This is a genomic window from Acinetobacter sp. AOR01_HL (genome assembly GCF_027855455.1).
GTDB lineage: Bacteria > Pseudomonadota > Gammaproteobacteria > Pseudomonadales > Moraxellaceae > Acinetobacter > Acinetobacter baumannii.
The window spans coordinates 20,013-41,698 of the sequence record NZ_JAKTIM010000013.1; the positions used below are offsets into that span (position 1 = coordinate 20,013).

18 protein-coding genes and 1 tRNA gene are annotated in these 21,686 nt (G+C 40.2%); 12 read left to right on the top strand and 7 right to left on the bottom strand.

What is annotated here, in order from left to right; genetic code table 11:
* Nucleotides 1-32: 32 nt before the first annotated feature.
* Nucleotides 33-1,013, bottom strand: coding sequence for a LysR family transcriptional regulator (locus MKL62_RS02275; RefSeq protein ID WP_001061606.1), 981 nt, complete (start codon nt 1,011-1,013; stop codon nt 33-35).
* A 103-nt stretch (nt 1,014-1,116) separates the two neighbouring features.
* Here MKL62_RS02275 and MKL62_RS02280 point away from each other — a divergent pair, with 103 nt between their 5' ends.
* From MKL62_RS02280 to MKL62_RS02310, 7 genes are all read left to right on the top strand, one after another.
* The gene (locus MKL62_RS02280) at nt 1,117-2,229 is read left to right on the top strand and encodes a tartrate dehydrogenase (RefSeq protein ID WP_005129460.1); all 1,113 of its coding nucleotides are present in this window, start codon (nt 1,117-1,119) and stop codon (nt 2,227-2,229) included.
* A 20-nt stretch (nt 2,230-2,249) separates the two neighbouring features.
* Nucleotides 2,250-3,902 carry a BCCT family carnitine transporter gene (locus MKL62_RS02285; protein WP_086222352.1) on the top strand — a complete coding sequence of 551 codons (1,653 nt, stop codon included), beginning with the start codon at nt 2,250-2,252 and terminating at the stop codon, nt 3,900-3,902.
* An 11-nt stretch (nt 3,903-3,913) separates the two neighbouring features.
* Nucleotides 3,914-4,888 (top strand): alpha/beta hydrolase, encoded by a 975-nt coding sequence (locus MKL62_RS02290; RefSeq protein WP_005129459.1) that lies wholly within the window; start codon nt 3,914-3,916, stop codon nt 4,886-4,888.
* A 42-nt stretch (nt 4,889-4,930) separates the two neighbouring features.
* Nucleotides 4,931-6,046, top strand: coding sequence for a carnitine monooxygenase subunit alpha (cntA, locus tag MKL62_RS02295; RefSeq protein WP_001277084.1), 1,116 nt, complete (start codon nt 4,931-4,933; stop codon nt 6,044-6,046).
* A 64-nt stretch (nt 6,047-6,110) separates the two neighbouring features.
* Nucleotides 6,111-7,562, top strand: coding sequence for an NAD-dependent succinate-semialdehyde dehydrogenase (locus MKL62_RS02300; RefSeq protein ID WP_005129457.1), 1,452 nt, complete (start codon nt 6,111-6,113; stop codon nt 7,560-7,562).
* Nucleotides 7,563-7,609: 47 nt separating this feature from the next.
* A complete protein-coding gene (gene cntB / locus MKL62_RS02305) occupies nt 7,610-8,566 on the top strand; it encodes a carnitine monooxygenase, reductase subunit CntB (RefSeq protein WP_000146428.1) in 957 nt (318 codons plus the stop codon).
* Between the two features lie 157 nt (nt 8,567-8,723).
* Nucleotides 8,724-8,800 (top strand) — tRNA-Met (locus MKL62_RS02310).
* Nucleotides 8,801-8,843: 43 nt separating this feature from the next.
* Here MKL62_RS02310 and MKL62_RS02315 read toward each other — a convergent pair.
* From MKL62_RS02315 to MKL62_RS02340, 6 genes are all read right to left on the bottom strand, one after another.
* Complete coding sequence (locus MKL62_RS02315; protein WP_005129456.1) at nt 8,844-9,872, bottom strand: hypothetical protein; 1,029 nt, start codon at nt 9,870-9,872, stop codon at nt 8,844-8,846.
* Complete coding sequence (locus tag MKL62_RS02320; protein ID WP_000834616.1) at nt 9,865-11,490, bottom strand: NAD+ synthase; 1,626 nt, start codon at nt 11,488-11,490, stop codon at nt 9,865-9,867. The genes MKL62_RS02315 and MKL62_RS02320 overlap by 8 nt, the downstream gene beginning before the upstream one ends.
* Before the next feature lie 384 nt (nt 11,491-11,874).
* Nucleotides 11,875-12,435 (bottom strand): hypothetical protein, encoded by a 561-nt coding sequence (locus MKL62_RS02325; protein WP_001048354.1) that lies wholly within the window; start codon nt 12,433-12,435, stop codon nt 11,875-11,877.
* Nucleotides 12,436-12,525: 90 nt separating this feature from the next.
* The gene (locus tag MKL62_RS02330) at nt 12,526-13,386 is read right to left on the bottom strand and encodes a pirin family protein (RefSeq protein WP_000838088.1); all 861 of its coding nucleotides are present in this window, start codon (nt 13,384-13,386) and stop codon (nt 12,526-12,528) included.
* A 170-nt stretch (nt 13,387-13,556) separates the two neighbouring features.
* Nucleotides 13,557-14,009 carry a protoporphyrinogen oxidase HemJ gene (gene hemJ / locus MKL62_RS02335; RefSeq protein WP_000339888.1) on the bottom strand — a complete coding sequence of 151 codons (453 nt, stop codon included), beginning with the start codon at nt 14,007-14,009 and terminating at the stop codon, nt 13,557-13,559.
* An 18-nt stretch (nt 14,010-14,027) separates the two neighbouring features.
* Nucleotides 14,028-15,257 carry a beta-ketoacyl-ACP synthase II gene (locus MKL62_RS02340; RefSeq protein WP_000832709.1) on the bottom strand — a complete coding sequence of 410 codons (1,230 nt, stop codon included), beginning with the start codon at nt 15,255-15,257 and terminating at the stop codon, nt 14,028-14,030.
* A gap of 296 nt (nt 15,258-15,553) precedes the next feature.
* Here MKL62_RS02340 and MKL62_RS02345 point away from each other — a divergent pair, with 296 nt between their 5' ends.
* The 5 genes from MKL62_RS02345 to tuf all read left to right on the top strand — a co-directional run bounded on the left by MKL62_RS02345 (nt 15,554) and on the right by tuf (nt 21,686).
* On the top strand, nt 15,554-16,879 hold the full coding sequence (locus MKL62_RS02345) for an EcsC family protein (protein WP_000160012.1): 1,326 nt from the start codon (nt 15,554-15,556) through the stop codon (nt 16,877-16,879).
* Nucleotides 16,880-17,079: 200 nt separating this feature from the next.
* Entirely contained in the window at nt 17,080-17,454 is a 375-nt protein-coding gene (gene rpsL, locus MKL62_RS02350) for a 30S ribosomal protein S12 (protein ID WP_000246374.1), read from the top strand.
* 159 nt (nt 17,455-17,613) lie between these two features.
* Nucleotides 17,614-18,084 (top strand): 30S ribosomal protein S7, encoded by a 471-nt coding sequence (rpsG, locus tag MKL62_RS02355; protein WP_001138055.1) that lies wholly within the window; start codon nt 17,614-17,616, stop codon nt 18,082-18,084.
* Nucleotides 18,085-18,262: 178 nt separating this feature from the next.
* Nucleotides 18,263-20,401, top strand: a complete 2,139-nt coding sequence (fusA, locus tag MKL62_RS02360) for an elongation factor G (protein ID WP_000113824.1) — start codon at nt 18,263-18,265, stop codon at nt 20,399-20,401.
* Nucleotides 20,402-20,495: 94 nt separating this feature from the next.
* A complete protein-coding gene (gene tuf, locus MKL62_RS02365; protein WP_001029610.1) occupies nt 20,496-21,686 on the top strand; it encodes an elongation factor Tu in 1,191 nt (396 codons plus the stop codon).

Below are 21,686 nucleotides of genomic sequence, written 5' to 3' on the forward strand. Positions count from 1 at the left end.
CCCTAAGTGAACAGGCCCACTTAGGGCTTTTTTTATAGAAAGACTTTTTCAGGCGGTGGTTCTCGTTTGACCGCTGGTGAAATGAGTTGACCACGGCTTAGGTTTTGCACATGCTGTAAACGATTGAGCAATTCATTTTGAATAAACAAAATACAGGTTTGCAGTTTGGAGGAGCTTTTGAGTCGTGATGGATAAACTGCCCAGACATCTGCATCTTGCCAGTACTCAGGCAAAATATGCTGAAGTTGGCCGGTAATCAATTCATCTGCAACATCCCAAATCGAACGGAAAATAATACCGTGACCTTCTATGGCAAGTTGATGAATAATTTCGCCGTTATTTGAAACAAAGCGGGGTTTGATATGCACTGAGACATCTTCGGAAGCATGCCTAAATTTCCATAAAACCGAGGATTGGTCGCGTTCACTAATTGTTAAACAGTCATGTGTTTGTAAATCTTCAATACTGTCAGGTACGCCGTGTTTAAGTAAATAACTCGGTGACGCGCACAAAATACGAAAATTAGAAGCCAGCTTCTTCGCAATCATATTGGGTGCAATTTCATTACCAATTCTAATGTCTAAATCAATACTGTGTTGAATCAGGTCTTTGGTATTGTCGATGGTATCAAAATGAATCTGTAGTTTTGGATACAGCATCATTAATTTAGACAAAATTGGTGCGACATGTTTTCTGCCAAAACCAAAGCTACTAATAATATCCATACGACCAGTAGGCGTACTGAGCGGGTTATTGACCAGTTCGCAGACTTCATCAAATTCTTCAAGAATATTTGAAACTCTCTCAAGTATGAGTTTGCCATCTTCTGTCAGGCTAACGTGACGTGTACTGCGGTGAAAAAGTTTGCAGCTCAACATGTTTTCTAAAATATTAATTCGCTTGCTAATAAAAGCTGGCGATGTCCCGAGTTCCTCAGCAGATTCGACAAAACTTTTTAGTTTGGCGACTGTGCAAAAAACCTTTAAATCCGATAGGTTAGGTAGATTATTCACGATCCGTGTTCATTGGAGTGATAGTTCTGTTGTTGATCATTTTTGCTTAAAACATCATGTTTAAGCCATACAAGGATATTAGTCGAAGGTGTGAAGGAAGCTTATGGCAAAAAGATATAAAGTTGCCACGATTGCAGGCGATGGCATTGGTTTAGAAGTTCTACCAGAAGGTATTAAGGTTGTAAAGGCAGCAGCAGAGAAGTACGGCATTGATCTTCAGTTAGATGCTTTCGATTGGGCAAGCTGTGATTACTACCTTGAGCACGGCAAAATGATGCCAGATGACTGGTTTGAAACTTTGCAGGGCTACGATGCAATTTATTTTGGTGCTGTAGGCTGGCCAGATAAAGTGCCTGACCATATTTCGCTTTGGGGTTCGCTGCTCCAGTTCCGTCGTGGTTTTGACCAATATGTGAATTTACGTCCAGTGCGCTTAATGCCGGGTGTGAAATGTCCATTGGTAGGTAAAAAACCGGGCGATATCGACTTCTACGTGGTTCGTGAAAATAGTGAAGGTGAATACTCAGCGATTGGCGGTAAAGCTTTTGAAGGAACAGACCGCGAGTTTGTTTTACAAGAAGCCGTATTTACACGTCATGGCGTAGACCGAATTTTGCGTTATGCATTTGAGTTTGCAAATCAGCGAGATGCGAAAAAAATTACCGCAGCGACCAAGTCAAATGGTATTGCAGTGAGCATGCCGTACTGGGATGAGCGCGTTGATGCGATGGCAAAACAGTATCCACAAATTCAAGCTGATAAACAGCATGTTGATATTTTAGCGGCTCGTTTTGTTTTACAACCTGAACGTTTTGATGTGGTTGTGGCATCGAATTTATTTGGCGATATTCTTTCCGATTTAGGTCCTGCATGTACGGGAACCATTGGTTTAGCGGCATCGGCAAATTTAAACCCAGAAAGAAAATTTCCATCACTGTTTGAACCTGTCCATGGTTCAGCACCAGATATTTACGGTAAACAAATTGCCAACCCAATCGCTGCGATCTGGTCGGGTGCCATGATGTTCGAATTCTTTGGTGAAGAAGACGAGCGCTGTATCCAAGTGGGTCAAGATATTATGCAGGCGATTGAGAATGTATTAATTAATGGCCCAAAAACAGCCGATATCGGCGGTCAAGCAAAGACTTATGAGGTAGGAGATGCAATTGCATCATGTGTAGCCCAAACTAAAATGGACGTATTCGCTATGGAATAACGCCATCCAAAAATGGATGTATGGATATGGATAATCAAAACACAAAAATTTATACGGATAAATTTCTTGCCGTAACCAGCTTACTGTTTGTATTTATTTCAGTTGCTGGTTTGGCGATTTATTCGCAAGAATCGATAAAGATTGCTGCAACATGGATGCAGTGGACGACATCGGTATTTACAACCCCAGTATTACTGTTTGCTTTTTTAGCCATTATTTTTACTTTTGGTCTTGCCTTTAGTAAATACGGAAAAATTAAGCTTGGAGAAGGAAAACCTCAATACAGCACAATGTCATGGATTTTTATGTTCATCTTGTCGGGTATTGGGTCTTCTACATTGTACTGGGGCTTTTTGGACTGGGCCTACTATTATCAAACCCCGGGTTTGAGCTTACCGCCTGAGTCAGCAGAAGCATTGAAATATAGCGTGGCTTATTCATTTTTTCACTCAGGTTTAAGTGCATGGGCAATTTATGCTTTGGCATCAATTTCTTTGTGCTACAGCTATCATGTGAGAAAAAACAAGGGTTTAAGTTTAGCTTCAGTGATTGAGGCTGTGACAGGCTTTAAATCAACCGGCGTGGTTGGTCGTTTAGTCGACTTAATGTTCTTGCTTTGCATGTTCGGTGCATTGACGATTTCATTGGTACTCACTGCCGTGACATTTACCAATATTTTGTCTCAGCTCACAGGTATTCCAAATACCTTTATGACCAAGGTCATCATTATTTTGGCAGTTTCAGTTCTGTTCGCACTCAGTTCATATGTAGGTATGGACAAGGGCATGCAGCGTTTAAGCCATATGGTGTGCTTGGGTGTAGTGTTATTTGCAATTTATGTACTTTGCTTTGGTCCGACTCAATTCATTTTGAATAATTCATTAATGAGTTTCGGGTTAATGGCAACCAACTTTGTCGATATGAGTTTGTTTACCGACCCAATGGGTGACGGCAAGTTTACTCGTGAATGGACTGTTTTCTACTGGTTATGGTGGATTTCATATGCACCGGGTGTGGCACTCTTTGTAACGCGTGTTTCTAAAGGCCGTACTATTAAAGAAGTGATCTTTGCCATGGTCATTGGTGGCAGTGTTGGTCTTTGGTTCATCTTTGGTGTGTTTGAAAACTATAGCGTTTATAGCTTTATTCATGGGGCTGTAAATGTGCCACAAATCTTGAGCCAACAAGGTGGTGAGGTTGCAATTGGTCAATTGCTTAGCCTGTTACCTGCCGGAAAACTCATGATGTGGATTTTCCTCGGCATTATGGTGGTGTTCTTGGCAGCACACATGGATGCAGTAGGGTATGCGGTTTCGGCAACATGTACACGCGGTTTAAGTGAAGGGCAAGATCCATCGCCAAATGCACGTCTGTTCTGGTGTGTCATGCTGACTTTGGTTCCAATTGCCATGATCTTTAGTAAAGCACCATTAGACACCATGAAAACGGCAACTATTGTGACGGCTTTACCATTCATCGTGATTATTCTGATTCAGACTTATGGCTTAGTGAAATGGCTCATACAGGATTATGCCAAAGTCCCATCACATTTGATTGAGCAACAAGGTTATGATGATGCGGAAATTGGTTTAAACCAGACTCAAGATGAACATGCAAAACGGATGCAGCTTGAGCTTGCAAGCTCAATCAAACTGGATAGAAAAACCAGCTAGAAGGAACGGTAATGACGACATATGAACAGGCTACTTATGCCTTAAGTGAAGAAATGCAAAGCCTTGTGTATTGGAGCAGCATTTATTCACCAGCAGATGCAGATATTGACTCAGTCCGTGCAGCATATGATGCCATGTGCCGACACTACACTTTGCCACGTGATGACAAGTTAGATGTAGAAGATCGAGTGATTGCAAATGAAAAGCATCCTGTGCCTGTTCGTGTGTATTTACCAAAAACAAATCGACCTGAGTCTGGTTGGCCATGTGTGTTGTATCTACACGGCGGTGGTTGGATGGTGGGTGGACTCGATTCACATGAGTTTATTACCAGTTATTTGTGTAAGGACTTAAATGCGGTTGTTATTAGTGTGGATTACCGCTTGGCACCAGAGCATCGCTTTCCGGCAGCTTTTGAAGATTGTTTAGCAGTTTATCAATGGCTTAAACAACATGGTTCAGCTTGGCAAATCGATAGTGAAAATATCGTTCTAGCAGGCGATAGCGCGGGCGGTAATTTAGCAGCTGCCCTTGCAGTGGAACTACAACATAGTGGTTTACAAGCTCAAGGGCTGGCATTGGTTTATCCATGTTTAACGACAGCATTTGATACCCCATCCGCACAAAAGCACGCCCATGCGCCGTTGTTAACGACAGAAGATATGCATTTTTATTTAAAGGAATATGCTCCGGACTCACAAGATTGGCAGGATTTACGTCTAGCCCCTTTATTGGCAACTGATTTTTCAGATATGCCTACAAGTTTTGTAGCCGTTGCTGAATATGACCCTTTAAGTGATGACGGTTATCTCTTTACCCAAAAACTGGAACAAGCAGGCATCCCTAACGAGTTTCATTTAGGTAAAGGTTTATTACATGGCAGTCTACGTCTGATGCGTGACTGTCCGGAAGTTCAACATTTATATCAAAACATGCTAAGTGCAATACATCGCATGTTGAGCAGTGCCGAAAAGACATCAATGTAATATCGAGTCATTTGGACGAAAAGAATTTAATGGAGTAAAAACATGAGTGCAGTTGAAAAATTACCTGAAGATTTTTGCGCAAACCCAGATGTTGCATGGACTTTCCCTAAAGTTTTCTATACTTCATCTCAAGTTTTCGAGCACGAGAAAGAGGCAATCTTTGCTAAAAGCTGGATCTGCGTTGCACATGGTAGTGAGTTGGCTCAGCCAAATGACTATATTACCCGTAAAGTGATTGGTGAAAATATTGTCATCATTCGTGGTAAAGATAGTGTTCTACGCGCATTTTATAATGTGTGTCCGCACCGTGGTCATGAACTTTTAAGCGGTAGTGGTAAAGCAAAAAATGTAATTACCTGCCCATATCATGCATGGACGTTTAAGCTAGACGGTAGCTTAGCTTTGGCACGTAACTGTGACCATGTTGAATCTTTCGATAAAGAAAACTCAAGCATGGTGCCTTTAAAAGTCGAAGAATATGCAGGTTTCGTATTTATTAATATGGATGAAAATGCGACTTGTGTAGAAGACCAGCTCCCGGGCTTTGCTGAGCGTTTAAATCAAGCATGTGGTGTGATTAAAGATTTAAAATTGGCAGCACGCTTTGTGACAGAAACACCAGCAAACTGGAAAGTGATTGTTGATAACTACATGGAATGCTACCACTGTGGACCTGCACATCCAGGCTTTGCTGACTCTGTACAAGTCGATAAATACTGGCACACAACGCATCAAAACTGGACATTGCAATATGGTTTTGCGCGTTCATCTGAGAAGTCATTCAAACTTGATCCATCAGTAACAGATCCTGAATTTCATGGTTTCTGGACTTGGCCTTGTACCATGTTCAACGTACCACCAGGCAGCAACTTCATGACAGTTATTTATGAATTCCCTGTTGATGCGGAAACAACTTTGCAGCATTACGATATTTACTTTACGAACGAAGAACTGACTCAAGATCAAAAAGATTTGATTGAATGGTATCGCAATGTATTCCGCCCGGAAGATTTGAACTTGGTAGAGAGCGTACAACGTGGATTGAAATCACGTGGTTATCGTGGTCAAGGCCGTATCATGACTGACAAGCAACGTTCTGGTATCAGTGAGCATGGTATTGCTTACTTCCAACATCTTGTGGCGCAGTACCATCAATAAAAACAAAGGGATTTATTCAGGTGTAAACATGACTTACACCTGATTCTTCAGTTAGGAAGACGATATGTCGAGTTTACAAAGTATTGAACTATTTCAGCAACAAGCCTATATTAATGGGCAATGGCTAGCTGCACAGTCAAATGCCACGGTTCCAGTGAGTAACCCAGCTACAGGCGAAGAAATTGGCACAATTCCTAATATGGGAGCAGCGGAGGCAACCCAAGCAGTTGAAGCTGCCTATACGGCTTTACAAAGTTGGAAAGCTTTAACGGCCCAAAACCGTGCTGATATCTTATTGGCTTGGCATAAACTGGTTCTCGATCATACCGATGAACTTGCTTTAATCATGACCATTGAGCAAGGCAAGCCTTTAGCAGAAGCAAAAGGTGAGGTTCGCTATGCTGCATCATTTATTCAATGGTTTGCCGAAGAAGGCAAGCGTATTTATGGTGATGTGATTCCAACGGTAAATAACCAGCAGCGCTTTATTATCAGTAAAGAACCTGTAGGTGTGGTGGCTGCGATTACGCCGTGGAATTTCCCAATTGCCATGATTACCCGTAAAGCAGCGCCAGCTTTAGCAGCGGGTTGTACTGTCGTGATTAAGCCAGCCAATGAAACACCTTACTGTGCATTAGCGATTGCAAAGCTTGCAGAAAAGGCAGGTATACCAGCTGGTGTGATTAATATTGTTACTGGTAAATCTCAAGAAATTGGCTCGGTATTTACTTCACATGAAAAAGTGAAGAAGTTGACTTTCACTGGTTCAACACCAGTGGGCCGTTTACTGATGCAGCAGTGTTCAAGCACCATTAAAAAATTGGCGCTTGAGTTGGGCGGAAATGCTCCTCTGATTGTGTTTGATGATGCCGATTTAGATAAAGCTGTACAAGGCGCGATTTTTGCCAAGTTCCGTAATGCAGGCCAGACCTGTGTTTGTGCTAACCGCATTTATGTACATGACAATATTTATCAAGCTTTTGCCGAGAAGTTTGTACAAGAAGTACAAAAGTTTAAAGTCGGTAATGGTTTGGAAGATGGCGTACAAATTGGTCCATTAATTAATGAAAAAGCAGTTTTGAAAGCACAGCAGTTAATTGATGATGCAGTGAGCAAAGGCGCTAAGATTGCCTGTGGTGGTAAGCAGCATGCTTTAGGACAAACCTTTTATGAACCATCAGTTTTAACTAACGTTGACCGTACAATGGAAATTGTCCAAGAAGAAATTTTTGGTCCAGTTGCGCCGCTCATTCGCTTTACAGATGAAACAGATGTGGTTGCTCAAGCAAATGACACTATCTTCGGTTTGGCTGCGTATGTTTATAGCGAAAATATTTCACGTTTATGGCGAGTGTCAGAACAGCTTGAATATGGAATGGTCGGTATGAATGCCACTGCAATTTCAAATGAAGTTGTACCATTTGGCGGTGTGAAACAATCAGGTGTTGGGCGTGAAGGCTCAAAATATGGTCTTGAAGAATTCATGACCATTAAATACATGTGTTTAGGGCTTTAAGGATAAGCCCTAACAACAAAAATATGCGGTAAAAGAAGGATTCTAATATGGCGAGTCATTATGAAATGTTCCCAGCGGTTGTTACTCGTGTGGAACAGCTAACCCCTTTAATCAAACGGTTTACGTTCAAACGTCAAGATGGGCAGAACTTTCCTCGATTTAGTGGGGGAAGCCATATTATTGTCAAAATGAATGAACAACTTTCCAATGCCTACTCATTGATGAGCTGTACGCAAGATTTATCAACTTACCAAGTCTGCGTTCGTAAGGATGTGGAAGGTAAGGGCGGATCAGTTTTCATGCATGATCAGTGCAATGAAGGCTGTGAAATCCAGATTTCAGAACCAAAAAATTTATTTCCATTAGCTGAAACAGGCAATAAACATATCTTGATAGCTGGTGGTATTGGTATTACACCATTCTTACCTCAAATGGATGAGCTGGCAGCACGTGGAGCAGAGTATGAGCTGCACTATGCTTACCGTTCACCTGAACATGCAGCTTTACTTGATGAGCTAACACAGAAACATGCAGGGCATGTATTTAGTTATGTTGACTCAGAAGGCAGCATGCTTAATTTAGACGAATTAATTTCATCGCAACCAAAAGGCACACATGTATATGTATGTGGACCTAAACCTATGATTGATGCGGTGATTGATTGTTGTAACAAGCACCGTTACCGCGATGAATACATTCATTGGGAACAATTTGCCTCAACAGTTCCTGAAGATGGTGAAGCATTTACGGTGGTACTTGCCAAATCTAATCAGGAAATTGAAGTACAAAGTAACCAGACTATTTTACAAGCCATCGAGACATTAAATATTGATGTGGAATGTCTATGCCGAGAAGGGGTTTGTGGTACATGTGAAACCGCTATCTTAGAAGGTGAAGCAGAACACTTCGATCAATACTTAAGTGATGCCGAAAAAGCTTCACAAAAGAGCATGATGATTTGTGTATCACGAGCAAAAGGTAAAAAATTGGTATTAGATCTTTAATATATTTCTGTGGCCGATCAATTGCTTAAAGTAAGAATTTGCTAAAAAATGAACAAATAATGGTGATCTGAATCATATTTGTTCATTTGGTGGGCATAAAGAGTTTTGAAGTATTGACCTGCTATACAGAACTATAGATAATGCGCACACAGTTTACGGCTATGTAGCTCAGTTGGTTAGAGCACCGCACTCATAATGCGGGGGTCACAAGTTCAAGTCTCGTCATAGCCACCATTTTAAAAACCACGCTCCTGCGTGGTTTCTTTTTATCTATTTTTTACTCACTAAAATGTTTTTCAATTATATCGAGTGTTTTTGAGCTTTGATAAAAAGGAGCTAAGAGCGCTTGAAGTAATGGTTCCAAAATACCGTGTTCATTAAAGGCATCCATAACTTTTGGATAAAAACGTAAAGCTTCAGTTTGTAAGTCAGTTTCGGATAAACCAATTGCACTTAATACTTCAAATAAACTTTGGTCTTTATAAAAATCATAAAAAACTTCGACACCATACAAAATAAGACCTTGCATAAATTGTGACTGTCGTAATTCTTTCCAGTATTCATAAATTAAAACAAAGAACTCCTCAACATCGAGAGGAGTGAGCTGTTTCATAAACTCATAGATTTTTTTATGTCTAATATCTTCCCAGATATGACGTACTAAGCTTTCTAAATCTTCAGCCGATAAAAGGCTTAATTCTGTCAGTTGTTCATGAATAAAGCTGGCAATCCACGTTTCAAGCTTATGCTCAAGACGTTGTTGCTGTAAAAAAGAGAATTTTTTGAGTTTATGTTGCCATTCAAAATGGTAGTCATCCACTCTAGATGCCGTTAGAAATTTTGGTAATTTTTGTTCTAAGGTTGAAGTAGCAATATATTGGCAAAGCTGTTGGACAGATGGGCTAGTTCTTAAAAACTGATTGAAATAATGTGGAATATGCTCCATTTCCAAAAACTTGGAAAGCCACATTTCAAACTGGTGATCGGATACCAAGTCTTGTAGCTGAACTGGAGATTTCATGGCAGATAAATAAATACGCTGTGCAATTTCCCCAATAAACTCAAGCAAGCCTGCACCGAGCTGCATTTCAAAAGCATAGCGTTTCACAACGGCTTGTAATTGCTCTAAATCCACAACTTCATAAAGTTTAATTTCGTCGGCATGTTGCATAAAAAGCTGAATAAATTGCCGGAAATAAATAGGTGAGTTTTCTATAGATAATTGTTTTTTGAAAAATTCCACCTGCTCAAGCAAAAGTGCTTGAGCAAGTGCTGTAGTTTTTGATGAGTTTTTCTGCTCAGTCATTCGCTGTCCAACCGTTGACAATCGGATAACGTCGTTCGCGACTAAATGCACGAGAAGTAATTCTCGGGCCAATCGCACCTTGACGACGTTTATATTCATTACGATCAACTAAACGGATGACTTTTTCAACAACTTCTTTATCAAAACCTTTGGCAATAATGTCTGCCTGACCTAAATCTTCCTCAATGTATGCATAAAGGATAGCATCCAATACATCATACGCTGGTAAAGAGTCTTGGTCTTTTTGATCTGGACGCAGTTCTGCTGAAGGTGGGCGAGTAATTACACGCTCAGGAATAACCGGAGTTTCACTTAAGCTATTACGGTATTTTGCTAATTCAAACACGATTGTTTTATAAACATCTTTGAGAACAGCAAAGCCACCCACCATGTCACCGTAAAGTGTGCAATAGCCAACTGAAAGTTCAGATTTATTACCTGTAGAAAGGACTAAATTACCAAACTTGTTAGATAAGCCCATAAGCAATGTGCCACGAGCACGCGCTTGTAAATTTTCTTCAGTCGCATCGGCTGGTGAATTACCAAAGAACGGATACAAAGTTTGCATGAAGCTATTTACGATTGAATGAATTTCGGCAATACCGAAAGTCACGCCCATACGGCGAGCTTGTTCCGCTGCATCTTCTACACTAATTTGAGAAGTGTAAGTATATGGCATCATCACAGCTTGAACTCTCTCTGCACCGATTGCATCAACTGCGATAGCAAGCGTAAGGGCAGAGTCAATACCACCAGAAAGACCTAAAATTACTCCAGGAAAACCTGAGCGTTCTACATAGTCACGTGTTGCCATGACTAGACCTTGATAGATCTCTGCAAAAGTTTCTAGTGCAGGAGCAGACTCGACAACTTTATATAATTTTGTATCGCGGTCAAATTCAGCAATATAGAGATCTTCTTTAAAGCTAGGTGCTTGTAAAGCAATTTCACCATTTTGATTGCTGACAAAACTTGTACCATCAAAAATTAAATCATCTTGTCCACCAACTTGGTTAACATAAACAATATTTAAATGAAGCTGCTTTGCAAGCTCACTTAATGTCTGTTTACGATGCTGTGGTTTACCCACTTCATATGGCGATGAATTAAGCACAAGTACAGTATCAACATTTAATTGGCTTAATTGTTTTACTGTATTGATTGACCAGATATCTTCACAAATGAGTACACCAAACTTATGGCCTAAGTACTCAAACACCAAGTGCTGATGGCCTTTTTGGAAATAACGTTTTTCATCAAAAACGCCATAGTTTGGCAAGTTATGTTTATTAAAGACACCTAACACCTGACCGTCTTTCATGACAGCAGCTGAATTATAACGTTGGCCATCTTCTGTCTGGTTTACGAAGCCGAAAACCATCACAATATCTTTAACTTCACTAAGTTGAGCAAAAGCCTTTTGCATCCGCTTATTTAAATTTGGACGTAACAATAAGTCTTCAGCTGGATAACCAATCACAGAAAGCTCAGGAAAAATAATCAGGTCAGCGTCTTGTTTTTTCGCCTGATTTGCTTGCTCAATCATCTTTTGGGTGTTTGAGTCAATATTGCCAATATGCGGAGAAAACTGAGCAAGGGCAACTTTAAAACTTTTCATTCAAACCTAATCCTAGATCATAACGAATATAAATACACATAGTGTTGATTTTTATGGATATAATTTTTCAACGATGTGTATAGCACGATAATAAACACGTAAAATAGTAAACAAAAATGTCAAGATCAATAATATATACCAATCACATATTTTCTGCGTAAAAATAACGAGATTTTCTGTATACAATAGAAACAAGCTTCATTATTTTTATTGTTTGTATACTGCCTTATCGCTCAAAAATTTGAAATAAGTTTTTATACTTATTTTCAATAATTTGACATTAATAAATTCAGATCTCAATTTTATTTTTATGTTTTTTGTTTATCAAATTTCTATTGATAAGTTAGCAAAAAAGTTACGTTGAAAACAAACTGGATTATTTGGTTACAAATCAAGTTGAGGTAAACAAATGATATTTGGCAGTTTACCTGAACAGATATCTCTAGCAATTTCTCCTTGCTGCTCAATATTGTAAGAACTAAATGCTTTCTGAGGATGATAAGTATATTTATAAGGATTGTAATATTTAAAGCTCAGATAGTAGGCGGATTGTAGTAACGCACCTTTTAGTAATACATGAATACCTCGTTGGTATTGCATAACATGAGCTAGCTCATGAATAAAAATCCCTTGTATGAATTTAGACTCTAGCGCGTAATTACTGCTGTAGTCAGAAAGATTGACGTATATATTCCCATTTGGAGCCATTAAAATTCCATGCGCTTGCCACGGTAAGTAACGAGTAGCAATAATTTTAGGACGTTCACAATCTAGCAAACTCCCAAACACCCTTTGTGCTAAAGCTTTTTCTTCAGGTGTAAGAAATCGAATCGGATAGCTTTTTAAGTGACGAAATATAAAAAGGGTGAAAATAATAAATTGTCGATATATGACAAGTTTAAAAGCGTTGAGAGTGAACATAGTTTTGCTAGTAAATAAGTTCATCTATTGGTTTGTAGCATAACATACATCAACTATGTTGAAAGACAGACTCAAATAACTGTCATTTATTTCTCATGCGGCAGTTGGCCTGTTTTACTTGGCAAATCTTCCATTTTTAATATCATCATAGGCTTGTAAAATTTCATCATAAGTATTCATTACAAATGGACCATGACCATTAATCGGTTCTGTGATGGGTTGTCCAGTCAAAATAAGTAATTTGCAGCTTTGCAGGGCAGTAATAGAGAAATGCTCTCCTTGGTTTGACATGACTGCTAGGCCTTGTTCCTCTAAAACGTCTTCATCTTTTTGAAATTGTGCCCGACCTGAACGTAAATAAACTAAAGCTGTTTCACCAGATTGAGCAGGGAAGGCAGTTTGTTGACCTGCCTGAAGCTCTACATCTAATACGGTAATAGGAGTGTGAGTGAGTGCAGGGCCTATAACATGCTTAAACTGCCCTGCAATAATACGTACAAATCCAGCTTCATTTTCCAGTTTCACTATCGGTATTTCAGCTTTCTTTAAACTTTGATAGCGCGGAGAATTCATTTTATTTGCTGCTGGTAAATTGACCCAAAGTTGAATCATTTCAAAGGGACCACCAGATCGAGAATACTCTTCACTAAACAATTCCCGATGAATCACACCAGAGGCTGCGGTCATCCATTGCACATCACCAGCACTTATAAATCCACCTCCACCAGAAGAATCTTTGTGTTCCAGTTCACCTGCATAAACAAGTGTTACCGTTTCGAATCCACGATGGGGATGATCATTAACTCCTCTACGTTTCATAGAAGGTGCAATTTTTCCGGGACCTAAATGGTCGAGTAGTAAGAAGGGTGAGAGGGTATTGCCTAACTCATGGTAGGAAAAAACAGAAAGAACTGGATAAAAATCACCGACCGCAAAGCGAGTATCGTTACGATGAATAAAAGCCAGACTTTTCATGCTTTATCCTTTCTGTTGATTGAATTTATAAAAAAGATGAGATGTTTTTATAAGAATGTATTAAGACTGGTATAAAAGTCTTTTGCTCTGAATAATAAATTATGAATAGGTTGAGTCAGTAAAATGTATAAGAGAATGAGATGAGAGTCCTAGATAATAAAAAACCCCAGTTAAAACTGAGGTTTTACAACAACTAAAATCACAACAGCAAATAAAATTAAGGTTGGCATTTCATTGAAGAAACGCCAGAACTTATGTGATTTGTAGTGAGCATTTCCAATAAGCTTTTTGCGATAGTAACCACAAACTAAATGGTAGATCACTAATAAAGCCACTAATCCAACTTTTAGATAAAACCAAGTGGCTTCATGGTAATGTCGAGTTGCATCGCCCCACTCTACAAGAAAGTGTGCGGTAATTAATGTGGCAATCATAGACGGCCACATAATACCTCGATACAACTTACGTTCCATCACTTCAAAGCGTTGATGACTTGCCGCATCATCACTCATTGCATGGTAAACATAAAGACGTGGTAAGTAGAACAAAGCAGCGAACCAACAAACCACAGCAATAATATGTAATGCTTTTACCCACAAAAAAGCATCAGAAGGTGCATCCATTATTAATCCTAGGTGGGATTATGCATCCCACTTCTTGAAAATTAGGCAAGCGTTTACACCGCCAAAGCCAAAACTGTTACTCATTACAGTATTCAATTTTGCATCACGTTTTTCAAGCACAATATCAAAGCCTTCAGTACCTTCATCAAGCTCAGTCACGTTAATGTTTGGAGCAATAAAGTCATTTTGAAGCATTAATACAGAGTAAATTGCCTCATGAACACCAGCAGCACCCAAGCTGTGACCAGTCATAGATTTAGTTGAACTAAGAGGTGGAACTTTACCTTCACCGAAAGCACGTTCCATTGCTTTAAGCTCAGTCACGTCACCTGCTGGTGTAGAAGTACCATGTGTATTTACATAGTCAATTTTATCTACGCCGTGTTGTTTCGCTTCTTCAAGAGCCATCAAGATACAGCGAGTTGCACCTTCACCACTTGGAGCGACCATGTCAGCACCGTCACTGTTTGCAGCATAAGCAACAACTTCAGCAAGAATATTTGCACCACGTGCTTGAGCATGTTCAAGAGATTCAAGAACAACGAAACCGCCACCGCCAGCAATAACGAAACCGTCACGGTCTTTAGAATATGGACGAGACGCTGTTTCAGGTGTGTCGTTGTATTTAGAACACAAAGCCCCCATTGCATCAAACAATAGGCTTTGAGACCAGTGATCTTCTTCACCACCACCAGCAAGCATAAGATCTTGTTTGCCTAGAGCGATAAGGTTATATGCATAACCAATTGCGTCTGCAGAAGTTGCACAAGCACTTGCAATTGAGTGAGCAATACCTTGAAGTTTAAATGCTACACCCACGTTTGCAGTGATTGTATTTGTCATGTTACGTGGAACAAAGAAAGGTCCAACTTTACGAGCACCTTTAGTTTCTAAAAGCTCAGTCATTTCTACAACAGAAGCAGTTGAACCACCGCCTGAACCACCGGCAATACCATAACGTGGATTATCTGCTAAATCTTCTGCTTTTAAGCCAGCATGTTCAACGGCTGCAACAGCAGAGTTATAAGCGTACATTGCACATACGCCCATGAACCGTTTTAATTTACGATCAATATTGTCAAAATCTTGTTCTGCCGCAGCGCTGACATGACTTTTAAAATTGAGTTCAGCATAAGTTGGGTTAAAACGTGTCCCGGAGATTCCATTTTTAAGTGAATGAGTAACTTCTTCTAAAGAGTTACCGATACATGAGTTAATACCCATACCAGTGATTACAACACGTTTCATCTACAGGTCCCTTTATGGTGATATTTAAAGTCTATGATCATGAGCAGCTATTAAATGATAGGAGAATATAGCTGTAAGAACAGTAGACCCATGTTTTCGTTGCTACCATGATAGCAGAAAGGTTTTTTATTTCTTATGGCAAATCTTTATGTCAATTTTGCATTTAAAAAAAATAACCAAATACACAGTATGTTGCATTTAGGGTTAACTAAAATACACACATTCAAGTTGAGATAAATCCACATTCCACCTAGTATTTATCTCTAATTAGATAAATTAAAAAATCGAGGTACTGGATGACAAAATTTAATAATAATCAATCTGACAATTTGTTTTCTCAGGTCTTCGGAGTGGCTAAAAAGCTCAGTTCTACTGGTTTAAACATCTTGCAGCAAAGTCAAATTGGTGAGGTAAGTAAATTGGTTGAGCCACTTTCAAATGGCAAAACAGTAGAAGGTAGTGCCAGAAATAAAAGTCCGTTTGAAGTGGAGCAGTATGAAAGCCCACAACAAATGTTACGTGAACATTTACCTAAAGTTACTCGTCAGGTATTTGGACGCCATTTTAGAAAGGTCAATGGTATCGCTACATTTATTTCACCTGACTGGAATGAAAAAATATCAAGCTATTTATTTGATTGGTTGAATGACTTTAGTTCGAAAAGTACGTTAACTGAAAAAATTTTAGAAGAAGCGGGGGCTAAAGACTTATTTGAGCTTACAAAAGATACCTCACGCTCCCAACGTTTAAGTCAGGCACTTATTGAACAAAATAAATTGATTGCCAGTATTCAAGGTGCAATTACGGGCGTATCTGGAATGGTTGGAGCAGCCGTAGATATTCCAGTTTCATTAGTCCTAGTTTTGAGAACAATTTACCAAACAGGTAGATCACACGGCTTTGATTTAACCGAAGCAACTGACCAAGACGTTGTTGAATTTATTTTTAAAGAAGTTGATATCAGCTTAATTGCGGAAAAGCAGACTTTACTCTTGGCACTGAAAGCCTTACGAAATATGTTGGAGACTCAAGACATTCAACAGTTCCAGCAAGTACTTGGCTCTTCAAATGATATTGAAACCTTAAAAAGCTGGTTAGTTGATGAAAATGGTGAGTTTAAATGGAACTGGTTAAATAAAGTTCCGCAACTTGCTGTGGTAGGCAAGTTTACTCCAGTAGCTGGTGCAGTGCTTAGTGCTGTTTATAGTTGGAAGTTACAAGAAGATGTAGGCCATAAGGCACAAGCTATTTTCGGTGCAGCAAGACATTATTTAAATGAACATCCAAATGAGCATTTATCACCATTACAGGCATACTACGCGGCGGTAACTCTAATTCAAAAAGCGAGCCCACGTCTTTTAAATGTGGGTGAAAATGGTAGTGTCCATGTTGCGCAGCATCATAAAATTGAAAATCATGATGTAATTTCAAAAGTATCTGTTGTGGTCAAATCAAATACTTCTGAAAAAAGCGAAGAAAAAGTTCAAGAAAATGTTCACCAAGGAATTGAGCATCTTGCAGAGAAACATGTAGTTGAACATGAACATAGTGAACAAAAGCCAGCATTAGAGCCTGAAAGTGAAGAAAATGATGACGTTATAGAGGGGCAAAAGTACTCTTAACAATACAATTACAAAGGTAGGGTTTGAAAACTAAATTTCACCCCTATTTAAATTTGTAAATAATCCTGTCAATCATTGATATGGTCAACATTTGGCAACTGCTGCCATGTTGACCATTTTTGCATCTTGGCTTACAATTATGTGCCCTTAAAAAGAGGTGTTTTCTTTTTAAGGTTTTTTAATAACGGGAGAATTGCCATATGGCAACAACGAATCAGTTGATCCGTAAGGGTCGTACGACTTTGGTTGAAAAATCCAAAGTTCCTGCGTTGAAGGCTTGTCCACAACGTCGTGGTGTTTGTACACGTGTTTATACAACTACACCTAAAAAACCTAACTCAGCTATGCGTAAGGTTTGCCGTGTTCGCTTAACTTCAGGTTTTGAAGTATCTAGCTACATCGGTGGTGAAGGCCATAACTTACAAGAGCACAGTGTTGTTCTTATCCGTGGTGGTCGTGTTAAAGACTTACCAGGTGTACGTTACCATACCGTTCGTGGTTCTTTAGACTGTGCTGGTGTTAAAGATCGTAACCAATCACGTTCTAAATACGGTGCTAAACGTCCTAAGAAGTAATTCTGGGAAACTAGTCCAAAAGCCCTTTAGCGTTTCGCTTGTTTGAATTCTTCATAGATTTGTAATTCAAGCGACGTATAGTAAGGCCAGCGTCGTGTACATGACACTTGTACAAACTGCTGGATCATCCTGAAGTGTCATATTATTAGGTGTATTAAAATGCCAAGACGTCGCGTAGTCGCTGCTCGTGAGATCCTTCCAGATCCTAAATTTAGCAGCCAAACAATCGCTAAATTCATGAACCACGTAATGCAAGATGGTAAAAAATCTATTGCTGAAAGTATCGTTTACGGTGCTTTAGAACGCGTTCAAGAAAAAAACAAAGTAGACCCAGTTGAATTTTTCGAGACTACTCTTGAAAAAGTTCGTCCTATGGTCGAAGTAAAAGCACGCCGTGTTGGTGGTGCTACTTATCAAGTACCTATGGAAGTACGCCCATCCCGTCGTACTGCCTTAGCAATGCGTTGGTTAGTAGATGCTGCTGCTAAGCGTTCTGAAAAAACTATGGCTTTACGTCTTGCTGGCGAGTTGCTTGATGCAGCTGAAGGCAAAGGTGCTGCGATCAAAAAACGTGAAGACGTGCACCGTATGGCAGAAGCTAACAAAGCCTTCTCTCACTACCGTTTCTAAGCGGATAAAACAGTCCCTAATCAGGAGAATACTCATGCATACAGTAGCTAGATTCAACATTGCTCTCTACCAAAGTGGGGGCTTTGCGGGTATTTAAGTTGCCCCGCTTGAGTATTCGTGCGCATCAATTTAATTGGTGCGCCCTGTTTTAAAGATAACATTTAGGAATGTAGACATCATGGCTCGCCAAACCCCAATTACTCGTTACCGTAACATCGGTATCTCTGCGCACATCGACGCAGGTAAAACAACTACAACTGAACGTATTTTGTTCTACACAGGTGTATCTCACAAAATTGGTGAAGTACACGACGGTGCAGCAACAATGGACTGGATGGAACAAGAGCAAGAGCGTGGTATTACAATTACCTCTGCTGCAACAACTTGTTTCTGGTCTGGTATGGGTAACCAATTCCCACAACACCGTATCAACGTAATTGATACACCGGGACACGTTGACTTCACAATCGAAGTTGAGCGTTCTATGCGTGTTCTTGACGGTGCTTGCATGGTTTACTGTGCAGTTGGTGGTGTACAGCCTCAGTCTGAAACTGTATGGCGTCAGGCTAACAAATATAAAGTGCCTCGTTTAGCATTCGTGAACAAGATGGACCGTACTGGTGCAAACTTCTTCCGTGTTGTTGAACAAATGAAAACACGTCTTGGTGCGAATCCTGTGCCAATCGTTGTGCCAATCGGTGCTGAAGACACATTCACTGGTGTAGTTGACCTTATCGAAATGAAGGCAATTATCTGGGATGAAGCTTCTCAAGGTATGAAGTTTGAATACGGCGAGATTCCAGCTGACCTAGTTGATACTGCTCAAGAATGGCGTACAAACATGGTTGAAGCTGCTGCTGAAGCTTCTGAAGAGTTAATGGACAAATACCTTGAAGAGGGTGATCTTTCTAAAGAAGACATCATCGCAGGTTTACGTGCTCGTACATTAGCTTCTGAAATCCAAGTAATGCTTTGTGGTTCTGCATTCAAGAACAAAGGTGTTCAACGTATGTTGGACGCTGTAATTGAATTCTTACCATCACCTACAGAAGTTAAAGCGATCGAAGGTATCCTTGACGATAAAGACGAAACTAAAGCGTCTCGTGAAGCATCTGACGAAGCTCCGTTCTCTGCGCTTGCGTTCAAAATCATGAACGACAAATTCGTAGGTAACTTAACATTCGTACGTGTTTACTCTGGTGTTCTTAAACAAGGTGATGCTGTTTATAACCCAGTTAAATCTAAGCGTGAACGTATCGGTCGTATCGTGCAAATGCACGCAAACGAACGTCAAGATATTGATGAAATCCGTGCAGGTGATATCGCAGCGTGTGTAGGTCTTAAAGACGTTACTACTGGTGATACATTATGTGATGAGAAAAACATCATTACACTTGAACGTATGGAATTCCCAGATCCAGTAATTCAGTTAGCGGTTGAACCAAAAACTAAAGCTGACCAAGAAAAAATGTCTATCGCTTTAGGCCGTTTGGCTAAAGAAGACCCTTCATTCCGTGTTCACACTGATGAAGAATCTGGTCAGACAATTATTGCTGGTATGGGTGAGCTTCACCTTGACATCATCGTTGACCGTATGAAGCGTGAATTCGGTGTTGAAGCGAATATCGGTAAACCAATGGTTGCTTATCGTGAAACGATTAAGAAAACTGTTGAGCAAGAAGGTAAATTCGTACGTCAAACAGGTGGTAAAGGTAAATTCGGTCACGTATATGTTCGTTTAGAACCGCTTGACGTTGAAGCTGCTGGTAAAGAATACGAATTCGCTGAAGAAGTTGTGGGTGGTGTAGTACCTAAAGAATTCTTCGGTGCAGTTGACAAAGGTATTCAAGAACGTATGAAGAATGGTGTCTTGGCTGGTTACCCAGTTGTAGGCGTTAAAGCTGTTCTTTTTGACGGTTCTTACCACGATGTCGACTCTGACGAATTGTCGTTCAAAATGGCTGGTTCTTACGCATTCCGTGATGGTTTCATGAAAGCAGATCCTGTTCTTCTTGAACCTATCATGAAAGTTGAAGTTGAGACTCCAGAAGACTACATGGGCGATATCATGGGTGACTTAAACCGTCGTCGTGGTATGGTTCAAGGTATGGACGATCTTCCTGGTGGAACAAAAGCAATTAAAGCAGAAGTTCCACTTGCTGAGATGTTTGGTTACGCGACTCAAATGCGTTCTATGTCTCAAGGTCGTGCGACATACTCAATGGAATTTGCTAAATATGCTGAAACTCCACGTAACGTGGCTGAAGGCATCATCGCTAAATTCCAAGCTGGCGGTAAAAAAGGTGACGACGAGTAATCTTTCGATTACTATAAGCCCTAACTAATTCTTAGTTAAAAACCAAGTGCTCATGGAGCGACCCTCCATGAGTAGTTAATAAAGGAAGATCATCATGGCTAAAGCCAAGTTTGAACGTAATAAACCACACGTAAACGTGGGTACAATCGGTCACGTTGACCATGGTAAAACAACTTTAACTGCTGCGATTGCAACAATTTGTGCAAAAACTTACGGCGGTGAAGCGAAAGATTACTCACAAATCGACTCAGCACCTGAAGAAAAAGCACGTGGTATTACAATTAATACATCACACGTAGAATACGATTCTCCAACTCGTCACTACGCACACGTTGACTGCCCAGGCCACGCCGACTACGTTAAAAACATGATCACTGGTGCTGCTCAGATGGACGGCGCGATCCTTGTATGTGCTGCAACTGACGGTCCAATGCCACAAACTCGTGAGCACATCCTTCTTTCTCGTCAGGTAGGTGTACCTTACATCATCGTATTCTTAAACAAATGCGACCTTGTTGATGACGAAGAATTACTTGAATTAGTAGAAATGGAAGTACGTGAACTTCTTTCTACTTATGACTTCCCAGGTGATGACACTCCAGTAATCCGTGGTTCAGCTCTTGCAGCGCTTAACGGTGAAGCTGGTCCTTACGGTGAAGAATCAGTTCTTGCTCTTGTAGCAGCACTTGACTCTTACATCCCAGAGCCAGAGCGTGCAATCGACAAAGCATTCTTGATGCCAATCGAAGACGTATTCTCAATTTCTGGTCGTGGTACAGTAGTAACAGGCCGTGTTGAAGCTGGTATCATCAAAGTTGGTGAAGAAGTAGAGATCGTTGGTATTAAAGATACAGTTAAAACAACTGTAACTGGCGTAGAAATGTTCCGTAAACTTCTTGACGAAGGCCGTGCAGGTGAGAACTGTGGTATCTTACTTCGTGGTACTAAGCGTGAAGAAGTACAACGTGGTCAAGTACTTGCTAAACCAGGTACAATCAAGCCGCACACTAAATTCGACGCAGAAGTATACGTACTTTCTAAAGAAGAAGGTGGTCGTCACACTCCATTCTTAAATGGTTACCGTCCACAGTTCTACTTCCGTACAACTGACGTAACTGGTGCGATCCAGTTGAAAGAAGGCGTTGAAATGGTAATGCCAGGTGACAACGTTGAAATGTCAGTAGAATTAATCCACCCAATCGCAATGGACCCAGGTCTACGTTTTGCGATCCGTGAAGGTGGTCGTACTGTAGGTGCTGGTGTTGTTGCTAAAGTAACTGCATAA

What these genes read in the sequence shown, in the direction of transcription:
- MKL62_RS02320 (WP_000834616.1), bottom strand. Translation starts at nt 11,490, where the DNA reads ATGAAAAGTTTTAAAGTTGCCCTTGCTCAGTTTTCTCCGCATATTGGC.
- hemJ (WP_000339888.1), bottom strand. Translation starts at nt 14,009, where the DNA reads ATGGATGCACCTTCTGATGCTTTTTTGTGGGTAAAAGCATTACATATT.
- rpsL (WP_000246374.1), top strand. Translation starts at nt 17,080, where the DNA reads ATGGCAACAACGAATCAGTTGATCCGTAAGGGTCGTACGACTTTGGTT.
- MKL62_RS02280 (WP_005129460.1), top strand. Translation starts at nt 1,117, where the DNA reads ATGGCAAAAAGATATAAAGTTGCCACGATTGCAGGCGATGGCATTGGT.
- MKL62_RS02330 (WP_000838088.1), bottom strand. Translation starts at nt 13,386, where the DNA reads ATGAAAAGTCTGGCTTTTATTCATCGTAACGATACTCGCTTTGCGGTC.
- cntA (WP_001277084.1), top strand. Translation starts at nt 4,931, where the DNA reads ATGAGTGCAGTTGAAAAATTACCTGAAGATTTTTGCGCAAACCCAGAT.
- MKL62_RS02300 (WP_005129457.1), top strand. Translation starts at nt 6,111, where the DNA reads ATGTCGAGTTTACAAAGTATTGAACTATTTCAGCAACAAGCCTATATT.
- rpsG (WP_001138055.1), top strand. Translation starts at nt 17,614, where the DNA reads ATGCCAAGACGTCGCGTAGTCGCTGCTCGTGAGATCCTTCCAGATCCT.
- MKL62_RS02285 (WP_086222352.1), top strand. Translation starts at nt 2,250, where the DNA reads ATGGATATGGATAATCAAAACACAAAAATTTATACGGATAAATTTCTT.
- tuf (WP_001029610.1), top strand. Translation starts at nt 20,496, where the DNA reads ATGGCTAAAGCCAAGTTTGAACGTAATAAACCACACGTAAACGTGGGT.
- cntB (WP_000146428.1), top strand. Translation starts at nt 7,610, where the DNA reads ATGGCGAGTCATTATGAAATGTTCCCAGCGGTTGTTACTCGTGTGGAA.
- MKL62_RS02345 (WP_000160012.1), top strand. Translation starts at nt 15,554, where the DNA reads ATGACAAAATTTAATAATAATCAATCTGACAATTTGTTTTCTCAGGTC.
- MKL62_RS02340 (WP_000832709.1), bottom strand. Translation starts at nt 15,257, where the DNA reads ATGAAACGTGTTGTAATCACTGGTATGGGTATTAACTCATGTATCGGT.
- MKL62_RS02315 (WP_005129456.1), bottom strand. Translation starts at nt 9,872, where the DNA reads ATGACTGAGCAGAAAAACTCATCAAAAACTACAGCACTTGCTCAAGCA.
- MKL62_RS02290 (WP_005129459.1), top strand. Translation starts at nt 3,914, where the DNA reads ATGACGACATATGAACAGGCTACTTATGCCTTAAGTGAAGAAATGCAA.
- MKL62_RS02325 (WP_001048354.1), bottom strand. Translation starts at nt 12,435, where the DNA reads ATGAACTTATTTACTAGCAAAACTATGTTCACTCTCAACGCTTTTAAA.
- fusA (WP_000113824.1), top strand. Translation starts at nt 18,263, where the DNA reads ATGGCTCGCCAAACCCCAATTACTCGTTACCGTAACATCGGTATCTCT.